21 protein-coding genes are annotated in these 23,931 nt (G+C 51.7%); 11 read left to right on the forward strand and 10 right to left on the reverse strand.

The features are described from left to right. Positions 1 to 26: 26 nt before the first annotated feature. Entirely contained in the window at positions 27 to 1,097 is a 1,071-nt protein-coding gene (locus ABYT30_RS01155) for a Rieske 2Fe-2S domain-containing protein (RefSeq protein ID WP_373077454.1), read from the reverse strand. A gap of 331 nt (positions 1,098 to 1,428) precedes the next feature. On the opposite strand from ABYT30_RS01155, the gene ABYT30_RS01160 reads away from it, so the two are divergent. The 7 genes from ABYT30_RS01160 (at position 1,429) to ABYT30_RS01190 (ending at position 7,552) form a co-directional block, all read left to right on the forward strand. Further along, on the forward strand, positions 1,429 to 2,220 hold the full coding sequence (locus ABYT30_RS01160; protein WP_373077452.1) for an SDR family NAD(P)-dependent oxidoreductase: 792 nt from the start codon (positions 1,429 to 1,431) through the stop codon (positions 2,218 to 2,220). 14 nt (positions 2,221 to 2,234) lie between these two features. Next, entirely contained in the window at positions 2,235 to 2,729 is a 495-nt protein-coding gene (locus ABYT30_RS01165; protein WP_373077449.1) for a nuclear transport factor 2 family protein, read from the forward strand. 54 nt (positions 2,730 to 2,783) lie between these two features. Beyond that, positions 2,784 to 3,698 carry a TIGR03619 family F420-dependent LLM class oxidoreductase gene (locus ABYT30_RS01170; protein ID WP_373077447.1) on the forward strand — a complete coding sequence of 305 codons (915 nt, stop codon included), beginning with the start codon at positions 2,784 to 2,786 and terminating at the stop codon, positions 3,696 to 3,698. 30 nt (positions 3,699 to 3,728) lie between these two features. After that, on the forward strand, positions 3,729 to 4,199 hold the full coding sequence (locus ABYT30_RS01175) for a nuclear transport factor 2 family protein (RefSeq protein ID WP_373077445.1): 471 nt from the start codon (positions 3,729 to 3,731) through the stop codon (positions 4,197 to 4,199). A gap of 50 nt (positions 4,200 to 4,249) precedes the next feature. Beyond that, on the forward strand, positions 4,250 to 4,696 hold the full coding sequence (locus ABYT30_RS01180) for a nuclear transport factor 2 family protein (RefSeq protein ID WP_373077443.1): 447 nt from the start codon (positions 4,250 to 4,252) through the stop codon (positions 4,694 to 4,696). A gap of 26 nt (positions 4,697 to 4,722) precedes the next feature. Further along, on the forward strand, positions 4,723 to 6,393 hold the full coding sequence (locus ABYT30_RS01185) for an FAD-dependent oxidoreductase (protein WP_373077442.1): 1,671 nt from the start codon (positions 4,723 to 4,725) through the stop codon (positions 6,391 to 6,393). Between the two features lie 397 nt (positions 6,394 to 6,790). After that, positions 6,791 to 7,552 carry an SDR family NAD(P)-dependent oxidoreductase gene (locus ABYT30_RS01190; protein WP_373077439.1) on the forward strand — a complete coding sequence of 254 codons (762 nt, stop codon included), beginning with the start codon at positions 6,791 to 6,793 and terminating at the stop codon, positions 7,550 to 7,552. Between the two features lie 67 nt (positions 7,553 to 7,619). Here the strand turns inward: ABYT30_RS01190 and ABYT30_RS01195 are convergent, their stop codons facing one another. Together ABYT30_RS01195 and ABYT30_RS01200 are read right to left on the reverse strand one after the other, a co-directional pair. Continuing rightward, positions 7,620 to 8,525, reverse strand: a complete 906-nt coding sequence (locus ABYT30_RS01195) for an oxidoreductase (RefSeq protein WP_373077437.1) — start codon at positions 8,523 to 8,525, stop codon at positions 7,620 to 7,622. Positions 8,526 to 9,162: 637 nt separating this feature from the next. Continuing rightward, positions 9,163 to 10,257: an NAD(P)-dependent alcohol dehydrogenase gene (locus ABYT30_RS01200; protein WP_373077434.1), complete on the reverse strand. Its 1,095-nt coding sequence runs from the start codon at positions 10,255 to 10,257 to the stop codon at positions 9,163 to 9,165. 232 nt (positions 10,258 to 10,489) lie between these two features. On the opposite strand from ABYT30_RS01200, the gene ABYT30_RS01205 reads away from it, so the two are divergent. Next, entirely contained in the window at positions 10,490 to 10,936 is a 447-nt protein-coding gene (locus ABYT30_RS01205; protein ID WP_373077431.1) for a DUF4334 domain-containing protein, read from the forward strand. Between the two features lie 84 nt (positions 10,937 to 11,020). Here the strand turns inward: ABYT30_RS01205 and ABYT30_RS01210 are convergent, their stop codons facing one another. The 7 genes from ABYT30_RS01210 to ABYT30_RS01240 all read right to left on the reverse strand — a co-directional run bounded on the left by ABYT30_RS01210 (position 11,021) and on the right by ABYT30_RS01240 (position 19,376). After that, complete coding sequence (locus tag ABYT30_RS01210; protein WP_373077428.1) at positions 11,021 to 11,251, reverse strand: lipoyl domain-containing protein; 231 nt, start codon at positions 11,249 to 11,251, stop codon at positions 11,021 to 11,023. A 10-nt stretch (positions 11,252 to 11,261) separates the two neighbouring features. After that, positions 11,262 to 13,295, reverse strand: a complete 2,034-nt coding sequence (locus ABYT30_RS01215) for a thiamine pyrophosphate-dependent enzyme (RefSeq protein WP_373077425.1) — start codon at positions 13,293 to 13,295, stop codon at positions 11,262 to 11,264. A 588-nt stretch (positions 13,296 to 13,883) separates the two neighbouring features. Next, positions 13,884 to 14,720, reverse strand: coding sequence for a helix-turn-helix domain-containing protein (locus ABYT30_RS01220; RefSeq protein WP_373077423.1), 837 nt, complete (start codon positions 14,718 to 14,720; stop codon positions 13,884 to 13,886). 86 nt (positions 14,721 to 14,806) lie between these two features. Further along, positions 14,807 to 15,694: an enoyl-CoA hydratase/isomerase family protein gene (locus ABYT30_RS01225; protein ID WP_373077421.1), complete on the reverse strand. Its 888-nt coding sequence runs from the start codon at positions 15,692 to 15,694 to the stop codon at positions 14,807 to 14,809. Between the two features lie 23 nt (positions 15,695 to 15,717). Continuing rightward, positions 15,718 to 17,181, reverse strand: coding sequence for an amidohydrolase family protein (locus ABYT30_RS01230; RefSeq protein WP_373094910.1), 1,464 nt, complete (start codon positions 17,179 to 17,181; stop codon positions 15,718 to 15,720). 9 nt (positions 17,182 to 17,190) lie between these two features. After that, positions 17,191 to 18,540: a CoA transferase gene (locus tag ABYT30_RS01235; protein WP_373077416.1), complete on the reverse strand. Its 1,350-nt coding sequence runs from the start codon at positions 18,538 to 18,540 to the stop codon at positions 17,191 to 17,193. A 155-nt stretch (positions 18,541 to 18,695) separates the two neighbouring features. Continuing rightward, on the reverse strand, positions 18,696 to 19,376 hold the full coding sequence (locus tag ABYT30_RS01240) for an SDR family NAD(P)-dependent oxidoreductase (RefSeq protein ID WP_373077415.1): 681 nt from the start codon (positions 19,374 to 19,376) through the stop codon (positions 18,696 to 18,698). Positions 19,377 to 19,734: 358 nt separating this feature from the next. On the opposite strand from ABYT30_RS01240, the gene ABYT30_RS01245 reads away from it, so the two are divergent. From ABYT30_RS01245 to ABYT30_RS01255, 3 genes are all read left to right on the forward strand, one after another. Further along, complete coding sequence (locus tag ABYT30_RS01245; RefSeq protein WP_373077412.1) at positions 19,735 to 21,099, forward strand: wax ester/triacylglycerol synthase family O-acyltransferase; 1,365 nt, start codon at positions 19,735 to 19,737, stop codon at positions 21,097 to 21,099. A 34-nt stretch (positions 21,100 to 21,133) separates the two neighbouring features. Next, positions 21,134 to 22,135 carry an alpha/beta hydrolase gene (locus tag ABYT30_RS01250; protein ID WP_373077410.1) on the forward strand — a complete coding sequence of 334 codons (1,002 nt, stop codon included), beginning with the start codon at positions 21,134 to 21,136 and terminating at the stop codon, positions 22,133 to 22,135. A 521-nt stretch (positions 22,136 to 22,656) separates the two neighbouring features. Beyond that, complete coding sequence (locus ABYT30_RS01255) at positions 22,657 to 23,931, forward strand: cytochrome P450 (protein ID WP_373077408.1); 1,275 nt, start codon at positions 22,657 to 22,659, stop codon at positions 23,929 to 23,931.

The following is a 23,931-nucleotide window of genomic DNA, read 5'->3' on the forward strand; positions in this document are numbered from 1 at the left end:
GCCTATTTCAACCTACTCTCGACTGCTTATTCCGCGGTGACGTCCGTGACAGGGATTTCATTCGCGGCGGCTTCTTCGCGGATTTTTTTCATCATGATGCGGCGCGCCATGACACCGGCGGCATCGGCTTTCAGGATAATAGGGTTATGCTCAAGGAAGTTTGTCGACAAGCCCATATCACGCTGCTGGGCCTCAACCATTGGCCCGTCTTGCGTTTCGAAAACATTTTTCATCGTGGCCGCGATCATCTTGGTCATATCGTCATTACCATGAAGATAGTTACGACCTGACGCCCAAAAGTAGTGACTTGTTGTCTCAGTTTCCGGGGTGATTAAATGGGCATTCGGGGTTCTTACCCCCTCTTCGATATCGGTGCCGTGATCCCACCAAGCTGTATCAACAAACAGCACGCCTGGCGCGTCCCAGCGAGCATGACCTTGACCCTCGACATCCTCAGCATCGCCACTCATCCCAAAATATGGACGCTTAGCCGCATCGACATGGTAGTGATGACGCCACAACATTGACCAAACGGTATCACCCTCGCGCTTCACTTTATTGGTGAAATCAGAAAAGCTGGAACCCTGATGAATATCTGGGTGCAAATAGTGGATATGGCTAAGGTCGAGCAGATTGTCAGAGATGAGCTGGTAGTTACCCTTAATATAAGAATAACCCTGACAACAAGTGTACTTTTCCTTGTCCTCAAGAAATTCAAATACTGGAATATCATCCGGATTAGCCAGTGCCGGATCACCCATCCAAATCCAAATAACAGAATAACGCTCAACTGCCGGGTAAGCTTTGATACACGCTCGCGCCCGCTGACTCTCTTCATCGTGCGGGGCATCAACACAGGCACCGGTGCCATCGAATTTTAGACCGTGGTATCCGCACTGAACGGTATCACCAATACGCTTACCCATTGATAGCGGCACAAACCGGTGTGGACAGCGATCTAAAATAGCCGACACATCGCCATTGGCATTGCGAAACATCAAGACTTGTTCGTTGCAAATCTTGCGACTAACGAGGGCTTCGTCGTCAAGCTCTGGGGCATTGGCCGCGACGTACCATATATTCTTTAAGAATGGCATGATGCTCTAGCGCTCCTTAATTAGTGTTATCTGGGGGGGGCGTGAAGTGCACAAACTGGTGTGACACACCACATTCTATTTCGACCAATATTATGTCGAAGCACATCCAATTGCAATGATACTGGTGCATTCTTTTCGATCTTACCCCCGCCCCTGCAAACACGCAACTGATCTATACGCCTTTAATGATATGAGTCCTGTGCATTGCATATTAGCAAAGCTAAAGGTACAGTACTGTGTTGCTGGCATCCACAAAGTGCAAAGTTGCGTAATATCGCCGCGCCGCCTGGACCAGCATTAATCACTGCCTCGCACCGCACTGAGGGACAATATGAATAATAACGCGAATCGTTTAACTGGCAAGGTCGCCATTATCACCGGCGCAAGCACCGGCTGCGGCCCAGTCATGGCCAAGTTATTTGTAGAGCAAGGGGCTCGCGTAATACTGGCCGCACGACGAGAAGAGTTAGTACTCGAAGCTGCCGCCAGTATCGGCGAGGGCGCGATCGGCATGCGCGTAGACGTAACCAAAGAAGCAGACGTTGCCGCCATGGTGGACCGTGCCATGCAGGAATACGGTCAAGTCGATATCATGCTCAATAATGCTGCCGCCCCCGGCCAAGACAAGTGGGTATGGGAGCAAACCCTTGAAAACTTCAACGATACTATTGCTATCGACCTAACCGCCGCCATGCTGTGTACCCGTGAAGTACTCAATCGCTCCATGCTCGAACGCAAAACGGGAACGATAATTAATTTTTCATCAACCGCGGGCTGGATGGGCATGGTCCGCAAGACCCATTACACTGCAGCCAAGGCAGCGCTTCGCGCACTGACAAAAACCATTGCGCTAGAAGTCGGCCCGCACAATATCCGCTGCAACTGCCTCGTACCGGGCAGTATTGAAACAGAGCTGTGGAAGAACTGGGGCAAGCGCATGGCCGCAGAGCAAAATCTCGATTACGAAACGTGGAAAGCCCAAATATTAAAAGACTCGCCACTACGCGCTATCGCTCAGCCAATAGATATAGCCAACCTCGCACTATTTCTCGCCAGCGATGAAAGCCGGATGATCACAGGTCAATCTATCAATTGCGACGCTGGCGGCTATATGGTCGGGTAACTGGAGATCACCTTATGCAAACATCACCAAAACTGTCCGTGGAAGAACGTTTACTGGCTCTTGAAGATCGGCAAGCCATTTATCAAGTTGTATGCGGCTATGGCTACGCCGTAGATGGCCTAAACGCAGCGGCCGTCGGCTCATGCTATGTCGACGACGGCGTTTATGCGGTAGGTGACATAGGTAAAATGGAAGGCCGCGATACAATTGAAGCCATCACCCGTGACCCCGGCCACCTCGCCTATGTCAGCGCAGGCTGCGCCCATATGTCCACCCTGCCCTATGTAGTGATAGACGGCGACCGCGCGGTAGCTACCTGCCATACCATGGTCAATATGCATGGTGATAATGGTTTTTTCATCGGTCGCTTAAGTGCATCGCGCATTGAGCTGGCCAGACAAGAATGCGGCACGTGGAAAATAGTCCACCGCCAAAATTACATGCTTGACGGTAATCCCGAGGCGTCGAAACTGCTAGGCCGCTTAAATGATGGCCCCAAAGCAACCTAAGATAGCCCCGACCGTCATTAACAACTAGCACTGGCTAGAGATCAGGAGAAGCAAATGAAATTTACCATGGGCATGCCGCTGGGCGATATCACTGCAGGCGAATACCAAACACCCTCGGCAATCAAGGCGATCGCAAACGCGTTAGAAACAGCAAATGTTAACGCAGGATACTTGACCGACCATCCAGCCCCTTCCGCCGAATGGTTACACAATGCTGGCGGCCAGGGCCACGATGCCCTTGATCCCTTTACGACGTTTGGCTTTGTCGCTGCGGCAACGACCAAATTGATGCTGCACACTAATATCTTAGTCATGCCCTATCGCAACCCCTTTCTTACCGCTAAGTCTGCTGCCACCCTTCAGGTAATTTCCGAGGGGCGCCTCATTCTTGGCGCCGGTGCCGGCTATCAAAAAGTTGAATTCGAAGCCCTTGGCGTCGACTTTCACAAGCGCGGCGTTATTTTTGACGAAGCACTTGAAGTGATTCGCATGGCCTGGGCCGGTGGCAGTGTTGTTAAAGAAGGTCGCACATTTAACGCAGCCGGCAATGAACCTCGCCCGACGCCAGCAGTCAAGCCGCCAATTTGGATTGGTGGTGGCAGCGGCAAAGCCGTTGAACGCGCGGCCAAGTGGGGCGATGGTTGGAGCCCGTTCTTCTCAGCACCAACCATGTCTAAGGCCAACCAGGAATCAGGTATCCACACCGTTGCGCAACTGGGCGAAAACATCGACAAACTTAATGATATGCGCGCCAAGCTCAACAAAACCGGGCCTTTTGACATTGCCATCGGCGCTCAAGCAAAGCTCGACTTCAAAACCCGAGCCAGCGCCGACACGTATTTAGAATCCGTTGCAGAGCTCGCCGAAGTCGGCGTGACTTGGGTGATGATTGAACCGCCCCACCCAAACCGTGAAGCCTATATTGAAAACGTGCAGTGGTTTGGCGAAGAAATTATTGCGCGCCTTTAATCCCGCAAAACTTATTTGGTGAGGTAGGTAATGACAAATGCAACCCCATTGTCAGGTATCGACAAACTGAATGCACTAGAAGAAATTTACTTGCTAAAGGCCCGCCGCGATCGCGCGGCGGACACCAAGGATTGGGCGCTGTATGAATCTTTACACGCGCCTGATCATCGCTCAGATAATGGTGACTACGGCACCTGGTTATCTGCCGCAGAAATGATTAGCAATGTAAGTAAAAGCATGGAGAACCTGACCACCATGCACCACTCCCACTCCCCAGAAATCGAATTTGAGTCCTCAGTTAAGGCTAAAGGCATTTGGGCAATGACGGGACTGTCTATCTGGCAGCAGGGAAATACGGAGCATTGGTTCAGAGCATTTGGCCACTATTTTGAAACCTATGAAAAGCGCGGCAACAAATGGTTATTCACCAGTCGTCGCCTCACCTACTACCACACCAGCCGCTCACAAGGCGCTATCTTTCCGCCCAAGCTGGACAACTAATCGACTTTGATTAGTAGCAGCGCAATAAATATAACTAGGGGATAACAACAATGATTGAATTTTCTGTTTTAGACCAACTTCTCGCCAAAGAGGAAATAAAACTACTGAAAGCCCGCCGCGACCGCGCGGTAGACACCAAAGACTGGGACCTCTATCGCTCACTACACGCAGATGATCACGTTTCCCACAACCAAGGTTTCGAACGCTGGGAAACAGCGGATATCATGATCGAAAATGTTAAGGCCCTGCTCGGCGAAAACCGCACCACCGTTCACCACTCGCACACCCCTGAAATCACCTTTGAGTCATCGACTAAAGCCAAAGGCATTTGGGGTATGGAAGACTTAATCTTCGACACCGCTTCCGGTGAACTACTAATCCACGGTTTCGGCTTTTATCACGAGACCTACGAAAACCGCGACGGCAAATGGCTCTTCACCAGCCGCCAACTCAAGCGTACCCTAGTTAGAGAATGCCCAGAAACCAATAAAGCGTAAACCCACCGCACACAGAGGATGAGTACATGGAAAGCTTCGACGAAACCTTTGACTTTGTCGTGATTGGCAGTGGCGGCGGCTCGATGTGCTCCGCACTGGTGGCCCGCGAAGCTGGTAAATCTGTGCTCATTCTCGAAAAGACTCCGCTGATCGGTGGCACCACCGCACGATCTGGCGGCGTCATGTGGATCCCAAATAATCGCTTTATGAAGCGCGATGGTGTCGACGACAGTTTCGAAAAAGCCACTACTTATCTCGATGGGGTGATCGGCGACAGTGACGACACCCCCGGTGCCAGCCGCGAGCGACGTCACACCTACCTAAGGGAAGGCCCGCAAATGGTCGACTTTCTGGTGGGCCAAGGCATAAAACTCAACCGAATTTCTTATTGGCCCGACTACTATGACGACCAGCCCGGTGGATCAGAACAAGGCCGAACCGTGGTTGCCGAGCTGTTCAACATCAATGAATTAGGCCCATGGAAGACAAAACTTCGGCCTAATTTTTTATCAATGATGAGTACCTTGGACGAAATGCTAAAACTGCGTTTTCTTAAGCAGTCCTGGGAATCAAAAAAAATCGCAATGGGCGTTGCTCTGCGAACAATTGCCGCCGTGCTAACCGGCAAGCGCTATGTTACCGCTGGCGCCGCTTTGCAGGGCCGTATGCTACAAGCCGCACTCAAGGCAGGCGTCGAATTGCGCACCGAGTCAGCCGCTAGCGAGTTAATCGTCGAAAACAACGTGGTAACAGGCGTGGTCACAACAAAGGACGGCAAACCTCATCGCATCGGTGCCCGGCTTGGCGTGCTAGTGAACGCCGGTGGTTTTTCACACAATCAAGACATGCGCGACAAATACCAGCCCGGCACCTCAAGCAAGTGGACAATGACCGCAGAGGGCGATACCGGTGAAATGATCCTTGAAATGATGCGCCACGGCGCCGCCATCGCCCAGATGGAAGAAATGGTCGGCAATCAAATCTCCCTCGCACCGGGCACCGAAAACGACGCAGTCAAACCCGTTGTGCAGGGGGTCACTGCCGCACCCCACGCTATCCTAGTCGACCAGTCTGGCGTTCGTTATATGAACGAGTCGGGTTCCTACATGGCCTATTGCAGGGGAATGTTAGAGCGCAATCGCACAGTTCCCGCAATTCCAAGCTGGGCCATAATGGACAGCCAGTTCATCAAGAATTACATGCTCGGCAACACCATGCCCGGCGCTAAAAAGCCGGCAAAATGGTTTGAAGAAGGCTATTTACGCAAAGCGGATACTATCGAAGCCCTAGCTGAAATGCTAAAGATTCCTCCAGCCGCATTACGCGGCACAGTAGATCGCTTTAACGGCTTTGTTGCGAATAACCACGACGACGATTTTAAACGTGGCGATCGCGCTTACGATAGATGGTTGGGTGATAAATTCCACGCTAAAAATGCATCGCTGGGCGCCATTAGCGAAGGTCCATTTTACGCGGTTCCAGTCTTGCCCGGCGACGTGGGCACCTACGGCGGCGTGGTTACCGACAGCCAAGCACGTGTCTTACGCGAAAACGGTTCTGTCATTGAAGGCCTTTACGCGACGGGTATTTCAACGGCATCGGTCATGGGACGAGTCTATCCCGGTGCAGGATCCAGCGTAGGCCCCTCCTTTGTTTGGGGCTACGTCGCGGCCAAAAGTGCCGCCGCTAAGCCATAAGCTTTAAACCTCTCGCCCCCGGCGTCGTCGGGGGCCCTAGCCTAGACGCCAGATAAAGCGCTTAAATCCAATCATGGCGCAATATCTCGCGCTGAAACAATTGCAGAATCGACACCAAACTTTGAATTTAAGACCCTAGGTTCTCTCACCACATCCACCCCCGACCACCCAGACAAACATGGGAAAAGTCGGTTTCACCTGTTTGCAATATTGCCATCCAACGAAGGCCGTAGAGATTGCCAAAAATCCAAAGCGAATTTTTAAGATGCAATCGCTAGCGCATAAATTGACAACCCGTTAGTTTTTTAGTAGCTTAAAGTGTTAATTCGAAAATTACATCATGTGTTATTAAATAAATAATCCCACACATACTCATCATAGTTACAAGGATAACAGCGTGGAAATTTCTGGAAAAAAAGCCATTGTCATCGGTGGCGCCTCAGGCATGGGCTTGGCAACTGCAGACATTCTGATAAAAAACGGCGCCAGCGTCGCCATGCTAGATCTCGGTAGTTCTAATGGTGCCGAGTTAGCCAAAGAGCGCGGCGCTATATTCAGAGAGTGCAATATATTGGATTTTGAGCAAACCGAAGCATGTCTTCGCGAAGCCGCTCAAGCCCTTGGTGGGCTAAATATTGTAGTGACAACTGCCGGCGGAGGCATTGCCCAGCGCACGCTGTCCAAAAAGGGGCCGCACCCCATGGACAGCTTTATGCACGTCGTCAATTTAAACTTGAACGCAACGTTCAATATTTGTCGCATCGCTGCCGACATAATTAAGGATGAAACCCCGAACGAAGATGGCGAACGCGGTGTGCTAGTGAATACCGCTTCCATAGCCGCATTTGAAGGGCAAATTGGCCAGATCGCCTACTCTGCATCAAAAGCGGGTATCGCTGGAATGATGCTCACCATGGCCCGGGATCTAGGCAGCTTTGGCATACGGGTAATGGCGATTGCGCCCAGCCTCTTCTCCACCGGTATCACTGCCGGCATGCCAGAAGAAATGTCACTAGAATTAACTAAGGATGCGGCGTTTCCAAAACGCATGGGGCGCCCGCATGAGTACGCACTGGCAGCCAGAAGTATTATCGAAAATCCAATGCTGAACGGCAATACCCTGCGCTTAGATGGCGGCATCCGCTTCGCACCGAGATAATCTAAAGCGTGACAGCAAGCGCCCCAGCATGTCATTTCAAACAATGAAGTACTGGGGCTATAGTATATTAGCCTTCCGCCGATGAGAGGTAGTGGATACCACTCAAGCTCTCGGACAAAGTCCAGAGCTTAGCCGCGGCGGCGCCATCTTTTGCAGCAGGATTCAGCTTCGCTTTACCGGGTTTTCCGGCAATTTCAAATAGCCCACGCGGCCCGTAGTAGTCACCACCAGCAATATCATCGGCACAGGCAGCATGGAGTATTGGTCGGGCAGCGTCTGCTGCGGTCGGAATAATTTTCTCTAGCTGCGAGTTAAACCAAAGGCCTAACCCCGATTTGGGCTGAAGTGCGTCAGAACGTCCGGCGTTAGTATTAGCAAAGCCAGGATGCGCTGCCAAAGCGATAATATTGCTGCCGCTGGCGTTGAGCCGTTTGTTTAACTCCACGGTAAAAGTCATAAGCGCGATTTTACTCCGCCCATATCCCTTCATCTCTTTGTATTCTTCCTTCTCCCAGTTGAGGTCATCCAACACCAGTTTCGCAAAGCGATGCGCGAGGCTACCGACATTAACGATTCGGCACTCCCCGTCAGTCTTAAAATGCGGCAACAGCTGCCCAACCAAGGCAAAGGCGCCGAGATAATTAGTGGCGAACTGCATTTCGTGGCCAAGCTTATTGCGCTCAAAGGGCATCGCAACAATGCCCGCATTGTTAACCAAAAGATCTAGCTTGCCAACTTGCTCCACACAGCTTAAACAAAATTCACGAACCGAATCGAGATCAGATAAATCTAAACGAATAATTGTCGTCATCGCGGTCGGACATTCCGATTTCAACTCCGCTTCAGCGTCCTTGGCCTTGGTCAGGTTTCGACAGGCCATCACCACATGATAGCCCTTCGCCGCCAACACCTTAGCGATGGCTAAACCTAGGCCTGAGTTAGCCCCAGTGACAACTGCTACTCGATTAGACATATAAATTTCCCAGAAAATAATGTGGTGCGTGAGGGCACCAGTTCAAGAATTAACGAATTATCAGTTAAAATATACACGAGAAAGGAGGCGCTGGCACCTGCAATTTCGTGCTCATGCGCTCTGTTGTGCAAGGAATAAGGCAGCAACTCGGAATAGCAGCACGCAGAGCTAAAAATGACGATACTCCGCGGAATACTACCAACTACTAGCGTAATTTTATTCGCCTGAATAATGCCTACCATGGCACGGATATCGATAGTAATAGCGTCATCGCTAACATCGTTTGTGCCGGCAAAAATATCCACCGCGCGCGGACCTAGGACGACCACGCTGCGTTAGACCCGCAGCAAAATTTGGGGGCATACTTTGCCGCTGAAGCCACGATCGATCTTTGCGCATCAAAAAGCTGGCGTCGACAAGCTGTCACAGGTCCGTAATTGAGTCACCGAGAAAAACGACCTACAGGGCTTGGCTTGCTAGGCTAATCGCGCCATATTTGGGCGCAAGACGGCAGACACCTGGAACGTCCGTGATCTACCTTACCGGCTCAGCTTTTTTGAATGCCCAAAATTTTCGAAGAAAAATCTTGAGCATCTACCAGAATAATTATTCTATAGTGTAACCCGACAGCAAACACTTAACGCATAAGCAATACCGGCTTGACCACCTTGCCACTCAAGCTATCGTTAACTGCGTCATTGACCTGCTCGAAGGCATAACGCGTAACAAGCTTTTCCACTGGCAAGCGGCCCTCCTCATAGTATTTAAGCAGTGTGGGAATAAACGTTTTTGGCACTGCGTCACCTTCGATGACACCGCGCACTCGGCGACCAGTAAACATCAGCATATTTAAGTCTAAATTTATCGATGCACCGGGCTTTGCCACACCGACGCAGGCCAAACTGCCCTGGGACTTCAGCGCAGTAAACGCGCTCTCCACCACCGCCGCCACCCCGGTTGAGTCAAGCGCATAATCGACGCCACCGAGTTTCAATAATTCATCTCCGAGATCGGCAACCGAGCCTTGAACGACGTGAGTTGCGCCCAGCTCCTGAGCCAAGTTCAATCGGCTGGGCATTAAATCAACCGCGATAATGGGTGAACAGCCCGCAATTTTCGCCGCCATAATTGCCGACAAACCCACCGTACCACAGCCGAGTACTGCGATACTTTTACCAGCCTTTGCCTCCAGCGCCAGCAGCACGGTACCGGCGCCAGTCTGCACGCCGCAGGCCAAGGGCGCCGCTACCTCTGCCGGCACAGACTCCGGCAACTTAATCATATTTTGGGTAGAAGCAATGGCGTGGCTAGCCATACTCGACTGCGCAAAAAAATGTCCGGTAATCGGACTACCATTTTGGCTGATGGGGGAGCTACCATCCAAGCGCGTTCCATTCATTAGGAACACCCCACCGAAATGACAATAGCCCGGAGCATGATCGCGGCAACTTCCGCATTTACCACAGGAACCAAAACTCACCAATACTCGGTCACCGACAGCAAAATCGACAACACCTGCACCCAGTTGCTCAATGCGACCAACACCTTCGTGGCCCAGCACCGCGGGAAGCGGAATTGGGATATCCTGATCTCTCGCCGCGATGTCAGTATGGCAGACACCGCAGGCCTCAATTTTGATTAGGACCTCGCCGGCACCTGGCCCCTGTAAATCACAGGATTCCAACGCAAACTTCCCTTCTGCCTCATGTACGACCGCCGCGACTATTTTCATTGCCCTGCCATTTATAAATGTAAATGCGCAATTTCTAGGTTTTACGCTGTAGACACAATGGACCAGCACGACAATGTAGGGACTATGGCGCCAAAGCAATCCGCATTAGCGCAAACCGGTGTTTTTGCAGTATCTGCGACCACAAGCTGGCGCCTCAGGCACCCTCTCAGTAGATTCACTTTGCTATAGTTTCAAGATTACTCATCCATCCCCATACTCTTAGGAGACCGCAATGCCCGCAAGCAAAACACTTCTGGCCGATGCGACCGACAAAAAAGCACTGAGCATTGATCAACTCAATACCATTTATGATCAGCTGGACACGGTTTGCTGTGAAGCAATGATTGGTCAGTGGCGCGGCATGTGTTTTAACACTGGGCATCCTGGGGAACAGAAACTCGGTGCCATAGGCTGGGCCGGAAAAGAATTTCGCAGTCTCAATGATGTGTCGCCAATCATGTGTGCTGACGACGCCGGCAAACTGAGCCCTAGTTCGATTATGGGCGCAGCAAGCTTACGCATGGTTGAATTTCGCGGCTCGACAACCGCCACCATGGTTTACGACCAGCATCCCATCTTTGATCACTTTAAACGTATTGACGACGATACAGTACTCGGCGTAATGGATGCCAAAGGTGAGGCGCTACCGCTTTATTTTTTGCTGCAACGCTGTAAATAACGCCAAGCAAAGTTAAAAAGCGTATTCTTCGCCCATAAAAAAAGCGGCTAGATTGTAGCCGCTTTTTTTGTGCATCGCGTAAATTTACACGATTTCGCCAATCTCAGTACCAACCGGATAGGTTTCACCGGCCGCTAATTTCTGAGTCAGCTTACCTGAGGCAGGCGCTTCGATTTCCTGAGCTGACTTGTCTGTTTCCAGCAAGTAGATTGGGTCGCCTTCAGCAACCTCGGCGCCGTCATCGACCAGCCATTCTGCCAAAGTACCTTCAGTGGTAGACATCTGTAGCTTTGGTATTGTTAATGGAGTTGACATTCGTATCCCCTTATTTAAACAGTTCGCGCGCCCGTGCTGCGATCGTGCCAGCATGGGGTATTTGTGCGGTTTCAATGATTTTAGAGTAAGCAATTGGCGCGTAAGCTGCGCCGAAGCGCGAGGCCGGCGCTTTCAGTTTAGTGAAAAGCTCCTCGTTAATGGTACTCGCAATTTCGGAACCCAGACCACAGAACTCAGTAGCAGCATGAACCACTAAGGCCCGGCCAGTCTTTTCAACTGAAGCTAGAATACGATCGTAATCCAAAGGTAGCAAGGTGCGAAGATCAAGAACTTCAGCGCTGATTCCTTCTTTGGCGAGCTCTTCTGCGGCAGCTAAGCACTGCGCCACTTGCCAGCCATAAGTGATCAAGGTGATATCCGATCCTTCGCGCTTCACTTTCGCCACACCGAGCGGAATGCGATAGTCCCCAACAGGTACTTCTTCACGGGTGGTGTAAGTCAGCATCATAGACTCAAACTGAATACACGGATCTTCGTCGAAGATACAGCTCATCAACAAGCCCTTGGCTTCAGAAGGCGTACTTGGGTAAACAATTTTTAAACCTGGGTTGTGTAACAACATCGCCTCAGTTGACTGAGAGTGCTGTGCACCAAAGCCACCAATACCACCCCCGGCAATCATTCGCACGGTCATGGGTACGTGGGTCGTGCCACCAGACATATAGCGCTGTTTGGCCGCGTGGTTGGTGATCTGATCCATACACACGCCGACAAAGTCACAGAACATGATTTCAGCAACAGGGCGCATGCCAACCAGAGCAGCACCGGTCGCCGCGCCGATGATTGCTTGTTCCGCGATGGGCGTTGGGCGGATACGCTCACCCCATTTAGTCTGCATACCTTGAAAACATTTAAATACGCCGCCTGGATCGTCGCCGATATCTTCACCGAGACAGAATACTTGATCGTCAAGTTGCATCGACATATCAAGGGCGTCCTGAACTGCTTCAAACATCGCCATTTCACGAGTTTCACCGGTGTGAGGCGCTTCAGCTGCACGCTTTTCGCGCTGGCCACGGTGAGGCACTACAGATGCGTCACCGTATACGTCCAGCAGCATTTCGTCTTCGCCGCTGACTTCGCTCTTCATTGCCCATTCGATCGCTTCTTTGACTTCAGCCTTAGCGGCGCTGTCGATTTCAGCTAGCTCTTCTTCAGTACAAATACCCTCGGCCAACAACTTTGCTCGCGTTGCCGGTACTGGCCAATCCGCTTTTGCAGTAACCAGCTCCTCTTTATTGAGTAGGTGGCTCCAACCTACACCAGCATGAGGCCCTAAACGCAAGGTCATTGCTTCAACAAAAACGGGGCCTTTACCGTCGCGCACATCGTCAATAATCGACTTCATGCCATTGTGGAATTCAACTGGATCATTACCGTTGAGTTTTACGCCTCTGAAACCTAAGGCCTCAGCGCGGTCTGTGAAATTGGCACTCGCCGTGTACTCAGGGATCGGAGTGTACTCACCGATCAAGTTATTTTGGCAGAGGAATATAACCGGCAGCTTCCAAACACCAGCAAGGTTCATTGCTTCATGTATTGCGCCGATGCTAGTAGCGCCGTCACCGAAATTGACGATGGTCACCGCTTTGGTGCCGCGCATTTTACTCGCCAAGGCAAGGCCGTTGGCAATCGGCGCGCCCGCGCCAACAATCGCAGTAGTGAGCATCGAGCCAGACGACGGATCCGAGATATGAGGTGAACCGCCTTTACCCTTGTTCACGCCATCGATGCGCCCTAGCGCCTCAGCAAACAGGCCTTTCAGTGGTACGCCTTTGGCAACCTGGTCGTGAATACCACGGTAGATTGTAACCATGTGATCGTCATTCGTGATCAATGGTGCAATCGACGCAGGAATGCCTTCCTGACCGGTCATAGGCCAGTAGGTGAACTGGAACTTACCGCTCGACAAGCCCGCCTGAATACCTTTATCAACCTCATGGATCCGTGACATCTGGCGATAGATCTCGCGCAGTGTGTCGTTAGCTATATTAGTGTTATTGGACATAGTTTCAGCTCGCATCAATACGTCTCCTGGTTGACTTGGGTGTCATCTACAATTTAGTTTCATGCACGTATATTGGCCAGGTATCTATGTCGAAGCTCATTTACTTAGCAATGATTTCAACCTGGAAAGGGATCGCCCGCAATTATTCTTAGCCACAAACTATACAACAATGCTGTTCATGAGTATAGAAAGAATAAGCATCATATCGGTTTTTAGAGCAGCCGCAAGCAAGCTCTCAATAGCGTTTGAGGGCGGCTAGAAAGTCAGCTTGTGCCTAGCCCGACCTCACCTAATTATGTACGCAGTAAATCAGCGCTGCATACACCAACGCAATGCACATGGATCATAGCATTAATTGATTTAGCAACACAATTCCAGCAGCCAGATTGCGTAAACCATCCAAAAACCCCAGAAAAATTATTCTCTGCGGCGAAACCTGGCGATAGGACGCGACTCTTCCGAGCCCTATACCCATAGCGATGAGCAGTATAATTATTAGTTCACTATCGCGTAAATACACCAGAGTATGGTCGAAATATATAAGGAGCCCCAGGATATAAGCGGCGAAAAACCTAATATCGATGAAATATGATTGCGCTTTGGTTAATAAGAAAGCAAAGGGTGCTTCAGGACCTCATCTTTTAACAAACCGAAGTCGTAAACTTCATCCTCTGGATAAAGGGTGATAATACTGAGATGAGGCTGAGAGGCAAAGGCACTCGGCCCCAATGCCCCGGCCATGGTGCCTACGCTAAAAAATCGCTTTAACTCGCCGGCAACATTAATCTGCACTCGAAAACTCGCCATTGGCTCGGTATGTGCCGCCCGCAGCCGCCAGTCGACCGGCACACCTGGGTAGGCCTGCAAGCGCTTTAAAGTTTCTTCGGCGCGTCCATCACCCGTCAGCAACGCGGATTGCTGAATCGACATTAAGATCGCCGAGAGCGTATCGGCCCAACTGCCCCCCGCATTTTCTGCGCCGGCTTGGGCAAACAAAAAGTCATAAAAATTACTGACTGACGCCAATGCTTGCTCATCAACTACCTTGCCATAAAATTTAACCCAGCCGCGATTGACCATCAGAATATTGGCTGAGCCATCCACGACCGACGCAGGATAGGGATCAAGAGTACGCAAATGCATGGTCATCGCTTTGCGCAGCCATTTTAATTCAGGGGCATTGAAGTCGACCGGTTCCTCGTTCGGGGCATAGCCCGCCGCAATCAATAAGTGATTTAAATCTCGCCTCCCCAAGTTCAGAACCCGGGCAATATCCAGCACCAAACTTTCGCTGGCACGACTACTGCCATTTTCCAAGCGGCTGATATGACGAGGAGAACTACCTAAACGGCCAGCCAATTCCTCCTGGCTAACGCTATGCACGCTGCGCCAAAATTTCAAAAATCGGCCAAAAGCCAATTTTGTATCGTTATTCTGCATTTACATTTATACCCATACTTTAACGATCCCATGCACGCTGACTCGGTTACGAAAACACCAAGCGTATTTATACTTTTTCATTTGCGTCAACGATCTAGGATTTCGTCAATCAAGCCCCAAGCCAATGCTGTTTGTGCGTTGATCCGTCGCCCCGCCAGTACCATCCACGCCACGCGTTGCCTGCCGATACGCCGCGCCATACTTACCGTGCCACCAGCCCCGGGTATAAGGCCGAGCTGCAACTCCGGCAACTGAAAAAAGGATTTTTTGTGCGCAGCAACATGCCCGGCGAAAGCGGGCAGTTCAATACCCGAACCAATACAGGCGCCGTGCACGTCAAAACGAAGACGCGCACTTAAGGCAGCAAGCATTCGCGCCGGACTATGCACCGTCCTAACCCAATGCGCGGTGGCAGTATCCGGCGCAGAGCCAAACTCACGCAGCTCTCCTCCAACACTAAAACAACTGCCCTTTGCCCGAAAACGCAATTCTGTGATCGATTCATCAGCCTCAAGCAGCTGCAGCGCCTCAAGCCAAGCATCGCGCATTTCAACGCTAATCGCATTGCGGCTCGACACTCTATTCAATATCGCTTCGAGCATTGCGCCGTCGCGATTCAGCAATAGCGCATCACCCGCCTCTTGCAGGGGCATTGCTTCAGCTGTGTGAGCGACTTGCCACGCGCGAAACTCGGCGCCACCTTGCAGCGCAGCGTAAGCCATAGACTCGACATCCAATGCCTGAGCTACCGGCAGCAATTCGCTGGTACGCAATACTTGCACCAAGGTCATTGCGGCAATTGGCCAAGTATTGATTCGCTGCTCAAGTATTTTCGCCGCGGACAAATCCGCAACGATCACATCTGCAGATTGAGACTCGCCCTCACCATAAGCAATCACTGGGCAGGGCTGGCGCCCTAACCACAGAGGATCGCTGGGCAGTTCAGCCAATGATATTAAAATCGCTTTTTGCATATTTTGTTTCCGCCTGAGCGATCTTAGGAAGCCAATTGCGTTGCCGCGGCATCATAAATAATTTGACCATCACATAGTGTGAGCGCCACATGACGAGCGTCCAAGTCCAACTGCAATTGCTCCCAAGGTAGCGCCAACAAGCACAGGTCTGCCACTTGGCCGACTGCCAGTGCGCGAAGGTCGCCCCCTGGTTTCTGTAATTCGCCACCAAACAAATTCAAGGCTTGCAGTGGCGATAACGTTTCTTTGCGGCCTATCTCAACATCACTAGGGGTGCGGCGCGCGATGGCAGCGCGCATTGACGACCAAGGATCCGTGCCGCCGTAGGGCGCATCACTGCCCGCCGCTAATGCCACCCCCGCCCGCAAAAAGCTCGCGCCGCGATATAACAGCGGCACATCATCAACATCGACATCAACTAGGTATTGGTCGCCACGTTCAGCAATAAAATGGGGCTGAGTGACCACGGTTATACCCAACTCCGCCAGTGCGTCTAACGCGTAATCATCAGCGATGGCCGCATGCTCAATTCGGTCGCCGGCGCGCACGCCCGCCTCGCGCAGAGCCAATATCGCAAAATGCAGTTCCACAAGGCTCACGCAGTGAAATGCCGCCGATCGGCCATGTTGGTGCGCCGTCGCGATTCGCGCAACTAAGGCATCTAATTCCGGCAGAGTCACTTCGCGCAGGTAAATTTTAAGGGGACCGAGCGCCATTCGCTTGGGCTGCGTCGCCACCAACTCATGCAATTCTTCATTGCCCATCACTAATAAACGCTGACGCAATTCGCCCGCGTTCATCGCCGCTTCCAGCGCCGACCAACTCGCACGGCCATTTGTCGCGCCGGTATCGGTTAATCCAGTAACACCGAAAGCGGCTAACTCGTGCGACAGATCGCGCAAAATGGGACGAACCTTAGCGAGCCGCTCACCAAGCCAAGCATCAAGGTTGTAAAAACGACCACTTAACTGGCCGTCATCACCCCGTTCAGCGCCATCTGGCAATTCAATTTTTTCATCAATAGCCAACTCAGACAGTGCGCAAGAGTTCAATATCCACATCATGCCACTGCGGTGCTGAATACGAACTGGCCGATTACCACAAACACGATCCAACCACTGGCGGTCGATTCGCTTACTAACACTGTCGTGAAAACCCACGCCTCGCAACCAGGTCGATTTAGATTTACAGTGTTTCAGCAAAGCTGCTTCTAGCTCTACCTCATTATTGACCTGGGGCGGGCCACACACCACTGAGGCACGCGCTGCTGCCGTAGCGAACAAATGAAGATGGTGATCGTGCAAACCCGGCAGCAGCAAATTACAGCCCGCTTCAACTATGGATTCACCACTTAACGGGACTAATTGCTCAGCTAATGCCGTTATTGTACTGCCGCTAATTCGCACATCAAAAACGCCACGCCCCAATAATTGGGCACGTCTAATAAGTAGCGAACACTCACTCCTAGAATACAATTCCTGACTCACGACGCGCCCTTATAAAAATTCATTTAATACTTTCTCGGTATCCGCACCCAGCTCAGCGGCAGCCACCGTCACAGCGCGCGCCCAAGGCGGTGCGATATCACCTGCTTTTTCAGCTGCTAGCTTATTAACGCCACTCGCGAAGCTAGCGCCTGCCGTCACTACATAGTTCACGGTTCGATGTAGCGAAATATCCAGTAGCTCACCGCCGCCACACTGCCACGAAGAGTAGGCTAACAATGCCGCGTGTAAACCGGTGAGGGGATCGGCTATCGCATCACCACAAAATACCGGATCGCCATGTGAACCGCCCATTAACCAAGACAAGCCAGCCGCCACACCGGCGTCGTCACCGTAGGCAATCCAATCGCCCATCGGCGCCTCACGACCATAGCCAGTAATACTTAACCAGGTCATACCGGGGTTTTCCGCGATAAGCTCTGCCGCCACTATACCTAGCTGTAACAATGCGCGGGGGCGCGCGGCTTCAATCACAATATCGGCTTTCGCAATTAGCGCACGCAGTATTTCTTGATCCGCAGTGTCACGAAAATCCAGTGCAACACTCTCCTTCCCGCCATTCATTAAGTCAAAAAACTGCTTTGGCCCATTGCGCGCACCGTCTGGGCGGGAGCGGCTCTCTACTTTAATAACCCGCGCACCACACTGCCCCAATATCTGGCCACACAAAGGCCCTGCCCACAGACCACTTAAATCGATGACCAACGGGGGTTCGCTTCGCTTAGCAACAGCGGGCGCAAAGCGCTTAGCGTAAAACCATTGGTCACAGCGCACCGGTGCAGCCGCCGAGGCAAGCGCCAAACCCAATACCCGGCCGCGCTCCAATAAATAGCCCGTTTGATATTTGGCGAGCAATTCGCCGAGCTCAGCTTCCGCGACTTCGGCGAACTCCAACCATGCGGACAGTAATTCACGGTCGTCATCCCGCGCCAAATTTAGCGCGATGACACCGTCGGCAGTATCATAAAGGGTACAAGCGCCACCGGCAGCGCGGCGACCATGACGCTGTAAGTTTGAAATTGCGGCGCGCTCACCCAGCAAACGATAGGCGGAGAAGTGCGGATCCAGCTGCGGCACCAAACTCGCCAACGCCAACCACGCCCCTTGAGCGCACGCTGCAAGCGGCGCTGGGCAAACTCTCGGTAATTCATGGGCATAACCACTTAAGCACATGGCGCCCGACGCAGCCCACAGCAATCCAGCAAACCTATCGTCGCGTATCGGCAGCTGGATCTGATTGCAAGCAAGGGAATCTAACAGCCGTCTAGCGTAAATCTCCGGCGTTAGCTCTCCACCCGAGGTGGATCTACGATTTGTGGCATTGCGGGATTGCGAAGACATGCGCCATCATACTGACAAGGTGGCTAATGATTCAATCTGCCAGGTAATTGAAGCTCGCATACGATTAGCGCGTTGACGGGACATCTGAAGAGCGAAGAATGAAAGCGTGGTCAGCCCCCACCGTCTTGATGAGAGCTGAACCCAAGTACCGGAAATTACACTCGACCAGTGACCGGAATTAATGCACCAGTAACCGCTTCGGCCTGTTTACTGAGCAAGAACAGGATTACATCAGCCAGTGCCTGAGGGCTCACCCAAGCAGAGAAATCAGCATCCGGCATATCAGCGCGATTCGGCGCCGTATCAATAACACTGGGCATAACCGCGTTCACGGTGATGTTCTTAACTTTCAGTTCTTCCGCGAGAGCTTCGGTAAGACGTGCTACGCCAGACTTAGACGCCGCATAAGCGCCCATACCAGCGGCAGCCTTCACCGCCCCAGCAGCACTAATATTGACAATACGACCACCTGCTCCAGGAATATGTGCCAAGGCTGCCTTGCTAGCATTCACTGCCGTGCGCACATTCAGCTGGTACATGCGATCCCAGCTATCGATAGCGCCATCAGCCAGTGTTTCCCAGCAAAAACCGCCAGCAATATTCACCAGGGCGTCGATGCGGCCATGTTTTGCGGCAATCGCCGCAAAAGCCTGTTCAGTTGCTTTGGCGTCAGACAGATCTAAGGCCGGTGACGACAATACACCGGCAGCCGGTTCACCACCTACGCAGTCTACAGCGACGACAGTGGCACCAGTCGCTGCCGCAGCGGCAGAAACCGCTCGGCCCAAGGTGCCGAGGGCGCCCGTCACAACAATGACTTTATCTTTCAGCTCCATTATATACCTCTGTTTACATATAGATTTCAGGCCACATGACCTTAATTTAGTGCGGCGAGGGAGTAAAATTTAAACACCTCACCCGTACCCAAAATTCGCGACATTACCGCTGTTGGCTTAGATTGAAATCGGCATTATTTGCATATTCCTTAACTCGCCGAATTATACAACAATGCTGTACAATGTCCACCGAGTGACGACCACTACAGATAGCTGCAGCACTATGGAATTACGGCGCGTATCACGGCCACAAACCGGAGCATACCGCGCACTCATGCAACACCAGTACGTTAAACATCCGCGACGCAGCCCACCCAATCTTTATTTTTAACAAATGTGTTTATATGGATTTAACTTTATGAAACGACTTTCACTAGCTGACGACACCTTTTTACGCCTTGAAAGCCGCCAGCAACCACAGCATATTGGCATGTTGATGCTGCTTGAACCCGGAAAAGACGCCCCCGCTGATTTCGCTATGCAAATAGCGGAAAGACTGCGCCAATCCAACAAAGCCGAAGCCCCTTTTAGCCTTCGCCTTGAGCGAAGCAAGGGCTTACACTACTGGACGGAGGACAAGGAGTTCGACCTCGGTCATCATTTTACGCATATTTCGCTACCAAAGCCGGGACGGATTCGCGAGCTACTCGCCATGGTATCCCGCGTCCATAGCGGACACCTTGATCGCGCCTATCCATTATGGCGGATATACTTAATTGAAGGCCTTGAAGATGGCCGCTTCGCCGTGTATTTAAAAATCCACCACTCCATGGTTGACGGTGTATCTGGCATAAAAATGCTGCTTAAATCCATGGCAACAACTCCAGAAGCCTCATTGGCCTTGCCACCGATATGGGAAACCCCCACAAAAAAATCGCGCACCTCAGCCCTGCCTATACCCGCAGCCGCTAACAGAGGTTTATCAGCACTGCTCGCTGCCGCCCGCAGCAGCATCAGTTCCGCTACGCCGGTCTGGCGCGAATTTCGCACTAATATTCGCGACCTTAAGGACAAAAACCCCGACGTAGTAGTTGCTGGGCAAGCACCACGCTGCCTATTCAATCAAAATGTGAGCGCGACTCGCCGCTTCGCTGCCCAGTCTTATTCGACTCCGCGCATCAAAGCCGTAGCCACGCACTATGAGACCAGTTTAAACGATGTTGTACTCGCGATGTGCGGCAGCGCGCTGCGTCACTACCTTCAGGATCTCAACGCGTTACCCGGCAAACCATTGGTTGCGGCAGTGCCAGTGTCGATGCGCGGCAAAGGCTCTAAAAGTAAATCAAGTAACGAAGTAGCATTCACCCTGACTCAGCTCGCAACAGATATTGACGACCCTGAGCAGCGCCTCATAACCATCAAAAACTGTATGAACTACAACAAAAAGCAATTGCGCGAATTATCCCCAGGGCAAGCAATGGCGCACGCCACACTCAAGCTTATCCCTGGCCTCCGCTCATCAGCTGACTCCACCTTTATGAATTTAGTCATTTCACACATTCCTGGCCCACGGCGGGATATGTACTGGCAGGGCGCAAAGCTCAGCGGACTGTATCCGATGTCCCTACTCAATCATGGCGGCGCACTAAATATCACCTTGGTCAGTCGCTACGACTTTGTCGACGTTGGCCTCATTGCCTGTCGAAAAGCAGTACCCCATGTTCAGCACCTACTCAAATACATCGAAGACGGTTTGTGTGAGCTGGAAGCCTGCATTAAATAAACACACAAAATTCGGCCTGGAGGCCAACGACATTATGACAATAACAACACACCCAAAAAGCAGCACAGCGCCAGAAATTGGCTCCGGCATAATGTATAGAGACATTCCTATTTGCATTCGCAGTCGCACTACATTGTGGTTTCTAAAGTTGGTACTAAAGCCAATGATGCGCTTTATGCTCAGAGGTAGTACCGGCCGAATTGCCAAAGTACAGCTGCAAGTAGCAACGCTAACATGCCCTGACAGTTCAGGCTTACCACTGAACTACGATATCGTTGGCAATGTGCCAGGGCATGTCATTGGCAGCCTGGACGACACCAGTCGACCGGTAGTGCTATGGCTGCACGGCGGCAGCTTTTTACTGCCCGCCGCACCCAATATGCACATGGTGATGGTAGCCAAAATATGTAAACAGCTCGGCGCTGACAGCTTTCTGCCCGACTACCGATTAGCGCCGCAGGCGCAATTTCCCGCGGGACTGAACGACTGTGAATCCGCCTATCGCGCACTGCTTGAACTTGGCTACCCAGCTTCGAAAATTATTTTGGGCGGTGATTCCGCTGGCGGCAATCTTGCTCTAGGCTTACTACAGCGCATCCGCAAAGCAGAATTAGCCATGCCAGTATGCACCATTGCGGTATCACCGGTCACCGAAATGGGCCGCATTCACTCCCCTCCATCGCGCCCCAATCTTGCCAAGAAAGATCCCTTGCTGCCGATATCAGCCCTGCCCCGAGTTGCCGAGTTATATGCGGGCAGCTGGGACACCGCCGACCCAGAGCTATCTCCGCTGTATATGGATTGCACGGGCTTAACACCAATTTACTTTTTGACCAGCGACAATGAAATACTTATGGATGATACCGTGATGCTAGCCCAGCGAATGATCAAGGCCGGAGTAAATACCACCTGCCAAATATGGCCAACACTGCCCCACGCTTTCCCGCTGTTTGAAGCGCAACTGCGCGAGGGCGCCCACGCACGCAAAGACATTACAAACTTTGCCCAGCAGCAGCTAGATTCCGCTAAAAGTTAAGGCCACATTTTGTGGGCCATTAACACATAGCGGGAATGCGTTTACTAAACATATGCAAAAAAACGCCAAACGCCATAGACGCGTGCGGCGCTCCTGCAACGGCAATTAGCCGTTTATTCAAGCATAAATAAAGCCCTGCCATCGATAAGCTATCCCGCGCAGGGCAGCCTTGGGCAACGCTACTCCTTCTTTTGCTTACTCCAAGCTATCCACCTCAGATTATATTTTTTTATTTAAAATACAATCAGATACAAATATCTTGCCACACCGAAAATCCGCTCCCCGACCTTCATTTACTCGGTCTCAAAACGGCGGTCATCGGCGTCAAGATTAACACCCAGTCACAATTCTACCCTTGACACTGCAACCCCCTACGACCCTATAATGTGAACCATTGTAGTTCATAAGTTGTAGCGACCAGCCCCATCTCTCTACCGCATAGTGACCATAACAAAAATGAACCCAACGCTGACGTCATGCCCTGCGTCACCAAGATACTGTTGCGAATAAGGAATTGTATTATGAGTAATTTTGACACCATCGACTTCTTCACCGACCCCTCGCTCGTGGTTGACCCAATGCCCTACTTTGAATATTTGCGCAGCAAGGGACCCATTACCCCTTTGCCGCTGCGCAACACCATGGGCGTTACCGGCTATGAAGAAGCGGTTGCTATTATCAATGACCCCAAAACATTCTCTTCGGCCAATGCAGCCACAGGCCCGATCCCTGACTACCCGTTCACCCCCGAAGGCGACGACATCAGTGAAATGCTCGACGCCCACCGCCACGAAATGCTTGCTACAGGTATGGTCGTCGCCAAAGATGGTCTTGAGCACGCCAACCACCGCGCGCTCTTAATGCGCTTATTTACACCAACTCGCCTGAAAGAATCCCAAGAATATTTATCAACACTGGCCGGCGAACTCATTGACGACATGATTGATAAAGGCCACTGCGACCTAATCAGTGAATTCGCCACTCCCTACGCCACCATGGTTATCGCCAATTTACTGGGTGTGCCGGAAGATGATCGCAAACTGTTTTGTGAGAAATTAGGGCCACCGCCCGGCGTTGTCGGCGAAGACGTGAGCTACGAAGAAGTCACTGCTCAGGGCTTTATGTTTTTGTTTGAATACTTCGCGGGCTATATTGCCGAACGTCAAGCTAGCCCCTGCGGCGATGTGCTCAGTGACCTAGCGACATCCAAATTCCCCGACGGCACCACCCCCGAAGTGATGGATTTAGTTTGGCTTGCCGCCTTCCTGTTTGGTGCAGGCCAAGACACTACCGCACGTTTACTCGGTGCATCATTAAAGATATTTGCTGAGCATCCGGAGCTGCAGGAACAAGTACGTGCAGACCGCTCACTGATTCCCGCATTTATTGAAGAAGTCGTGCGCTTTGAAGGCCCCGTGAAATGCGCATCAAGATTAGCAGTGAAGACGACAACCGTCGCTGGCGTTGAAATTAAAGCGGGCACGACTTTAGCCATGTTTTACGGCGCTGCGAATCGCGACCCCCGTAAATTTGAAAACCCCAACGAATTCCGCCTAGACCGCCCCCGCAGCCGCGAGCATATTGGTTTTGGCCGTGGCGCTCACACCTGCGCGGGTATGGCCTTAGCCCGTGCAGAAATCACTGCCTGTCTAGAGCAAATTCTAGATCGCGTCGGCAATATTCAACTGTCTGAAAGCAAGCATGGTAAAGCCAGCGATCGCCACTTTAGCTACGAACCCATTTATACTCTGCGTGCACTGAAGAGCCTGCACCTTGAGTTTACAAAGATTAAATAG

This window comes from Zhongshania sp. (genome assembly GCF_041623545.1).
In the GTDB taxonomy this organism is placed as follows: Bacteria; Pseudomonadota; Gammaproteobacteria; order Pseudomonadales; family Spongiibacteraceae; genus Spongiibacter.

Bases quoted from the DNA above. Each gene is read 5' to 3' on its own strand.
- ABYT30_RS01155 (WP_373077454.1), bottom strand. From the start codon at position 1,097: ATGCCATTCTTAAAGAATATATGGTACGTCGCGGCCAATGCCCCAGAG.
- ABYT30_RS01160 (WP_373077452.1), top strand. From the start codon at position 1,429: ATGAATAATAACGCGAATCGTTTAACTGGCAAGGTCGCCATTATCACC.
- ABYT30_RS01165 (WP_373077449.1), top strand. From the start codon at position 2,235: ATGCAAACATCACCAAAACTGTCCGTGGAAGAACGTTTACTGGCTCTT.
- ABYT30_RS01170 (WP_373077447.1), top strand. From the start codon at position 2,784: ATGAAATTTACCATGGGCATGCCGCTGGGCGATATCACTGCAGGCGAA.
- ABYT30_RS01175 (WP_373077445.1), top strand. From the start codon at position 3,729: ATGACAAATGCAACCCCATTGTCAGGTATCGACAAACTGAATGCACTA.
- ABYT30_RS01180 (WP_373077443.1), top strand. From the start codon at position 4,250: ATGATTGAATTTTCTGTTTTAGACCAACTTCTCGCCAAAGAGGAAATA.
- ABYT30_RS01185 (WP_373077442.1), top strand. From the start codon at position 4,723: ATGGAAAGCTTCGACGAAACCTTTGACTTTGTCGTGATTGGCAGTGGC.
- ABYT30_RS01195 (WP_373077437.1), bottom strand. From the start codon at position 8,525: ATGTCTAATCGAGTAGCAGTTGTCACTGGGGCTAACTCAGGCCTAGGT.
- ABYT30_RS01200 (WP_373077434.1), bottom strand. From the start codon at position 10,257: ATGAAAATAGTCGCGGCGGTCGTACATGAGGCAGAAGGGAAGTTTGCG.
- ABYT30_RS01205 (WP_373077431.1), top strand. From the start codon at position 10,490: ATGCCCGCAAGCAAAACACTTCTGGCCGATGCGACCGACAAAAAAGCA.
- ABYT30_RS01210 (WP_373077428.1), bottom strand. From the start codon at position 11,251: ATGTCAACTCCATTAACAATACCAAAGCTACAGATGTCTACCACTGAA.
- ABYT30_RS01215 (WP_373077425.1), bottom strand. From the start codon at position 13,295: ATGCGAGCTGAAACTATGTCCAATAACACTAATATAGCTAACGACACA.
- ABYT30_RS01220 (WP_373077423.1), bottom strand. From the start codon at position 14,720: ATGCAGAATAACGATACAAAATTGGCTTTTGGCCGATTTTTGAAATTT.
- ABYT30_RS01225 (WP_373077421.1), bottom strand. From the start codon at position 15,694: ATGCAAAAAGCGATTTTAATATCATTGGCTGAACTGCCCAGCGATCCT.
- ABYT30_RS01235 (WP_373077416.1), bottom strand. From the start codon at position 18,540: ATGTCTTCGCAATCCCGCAATGCCACAAATCGTAGATCCACCTCGGGT.
- ABYT30_RS01240 (WP_373077415.1), bottom strand. From the start codon at position 19,376: ATGGAGCTGAAAGATAAAGTCATTGTTGTGACGGGCGCCCTCGGCACC.
- ABYT30_RS01245 (WP_373077412.1), top strand. From the start codon at position 19,735: ATGAAACGACTTTCACTAGCTGACGACACCTTTTTACGCCTTGAAAGC.
- ABYT30_RS01250 (WP_373077410.1), top strand. From the start codon at position 21,134: ATGACAATAACAACACACCCAAAAAGCAGCACAGCGCCAGAAATTGGC.
- ABYT30_RS01255 (WP_373077408.1), top strand. From the start codon at position 22,657: ATGAGTAATTTTGACACCATCGACTTCTTCACCGACCCCTCGCTCGTG.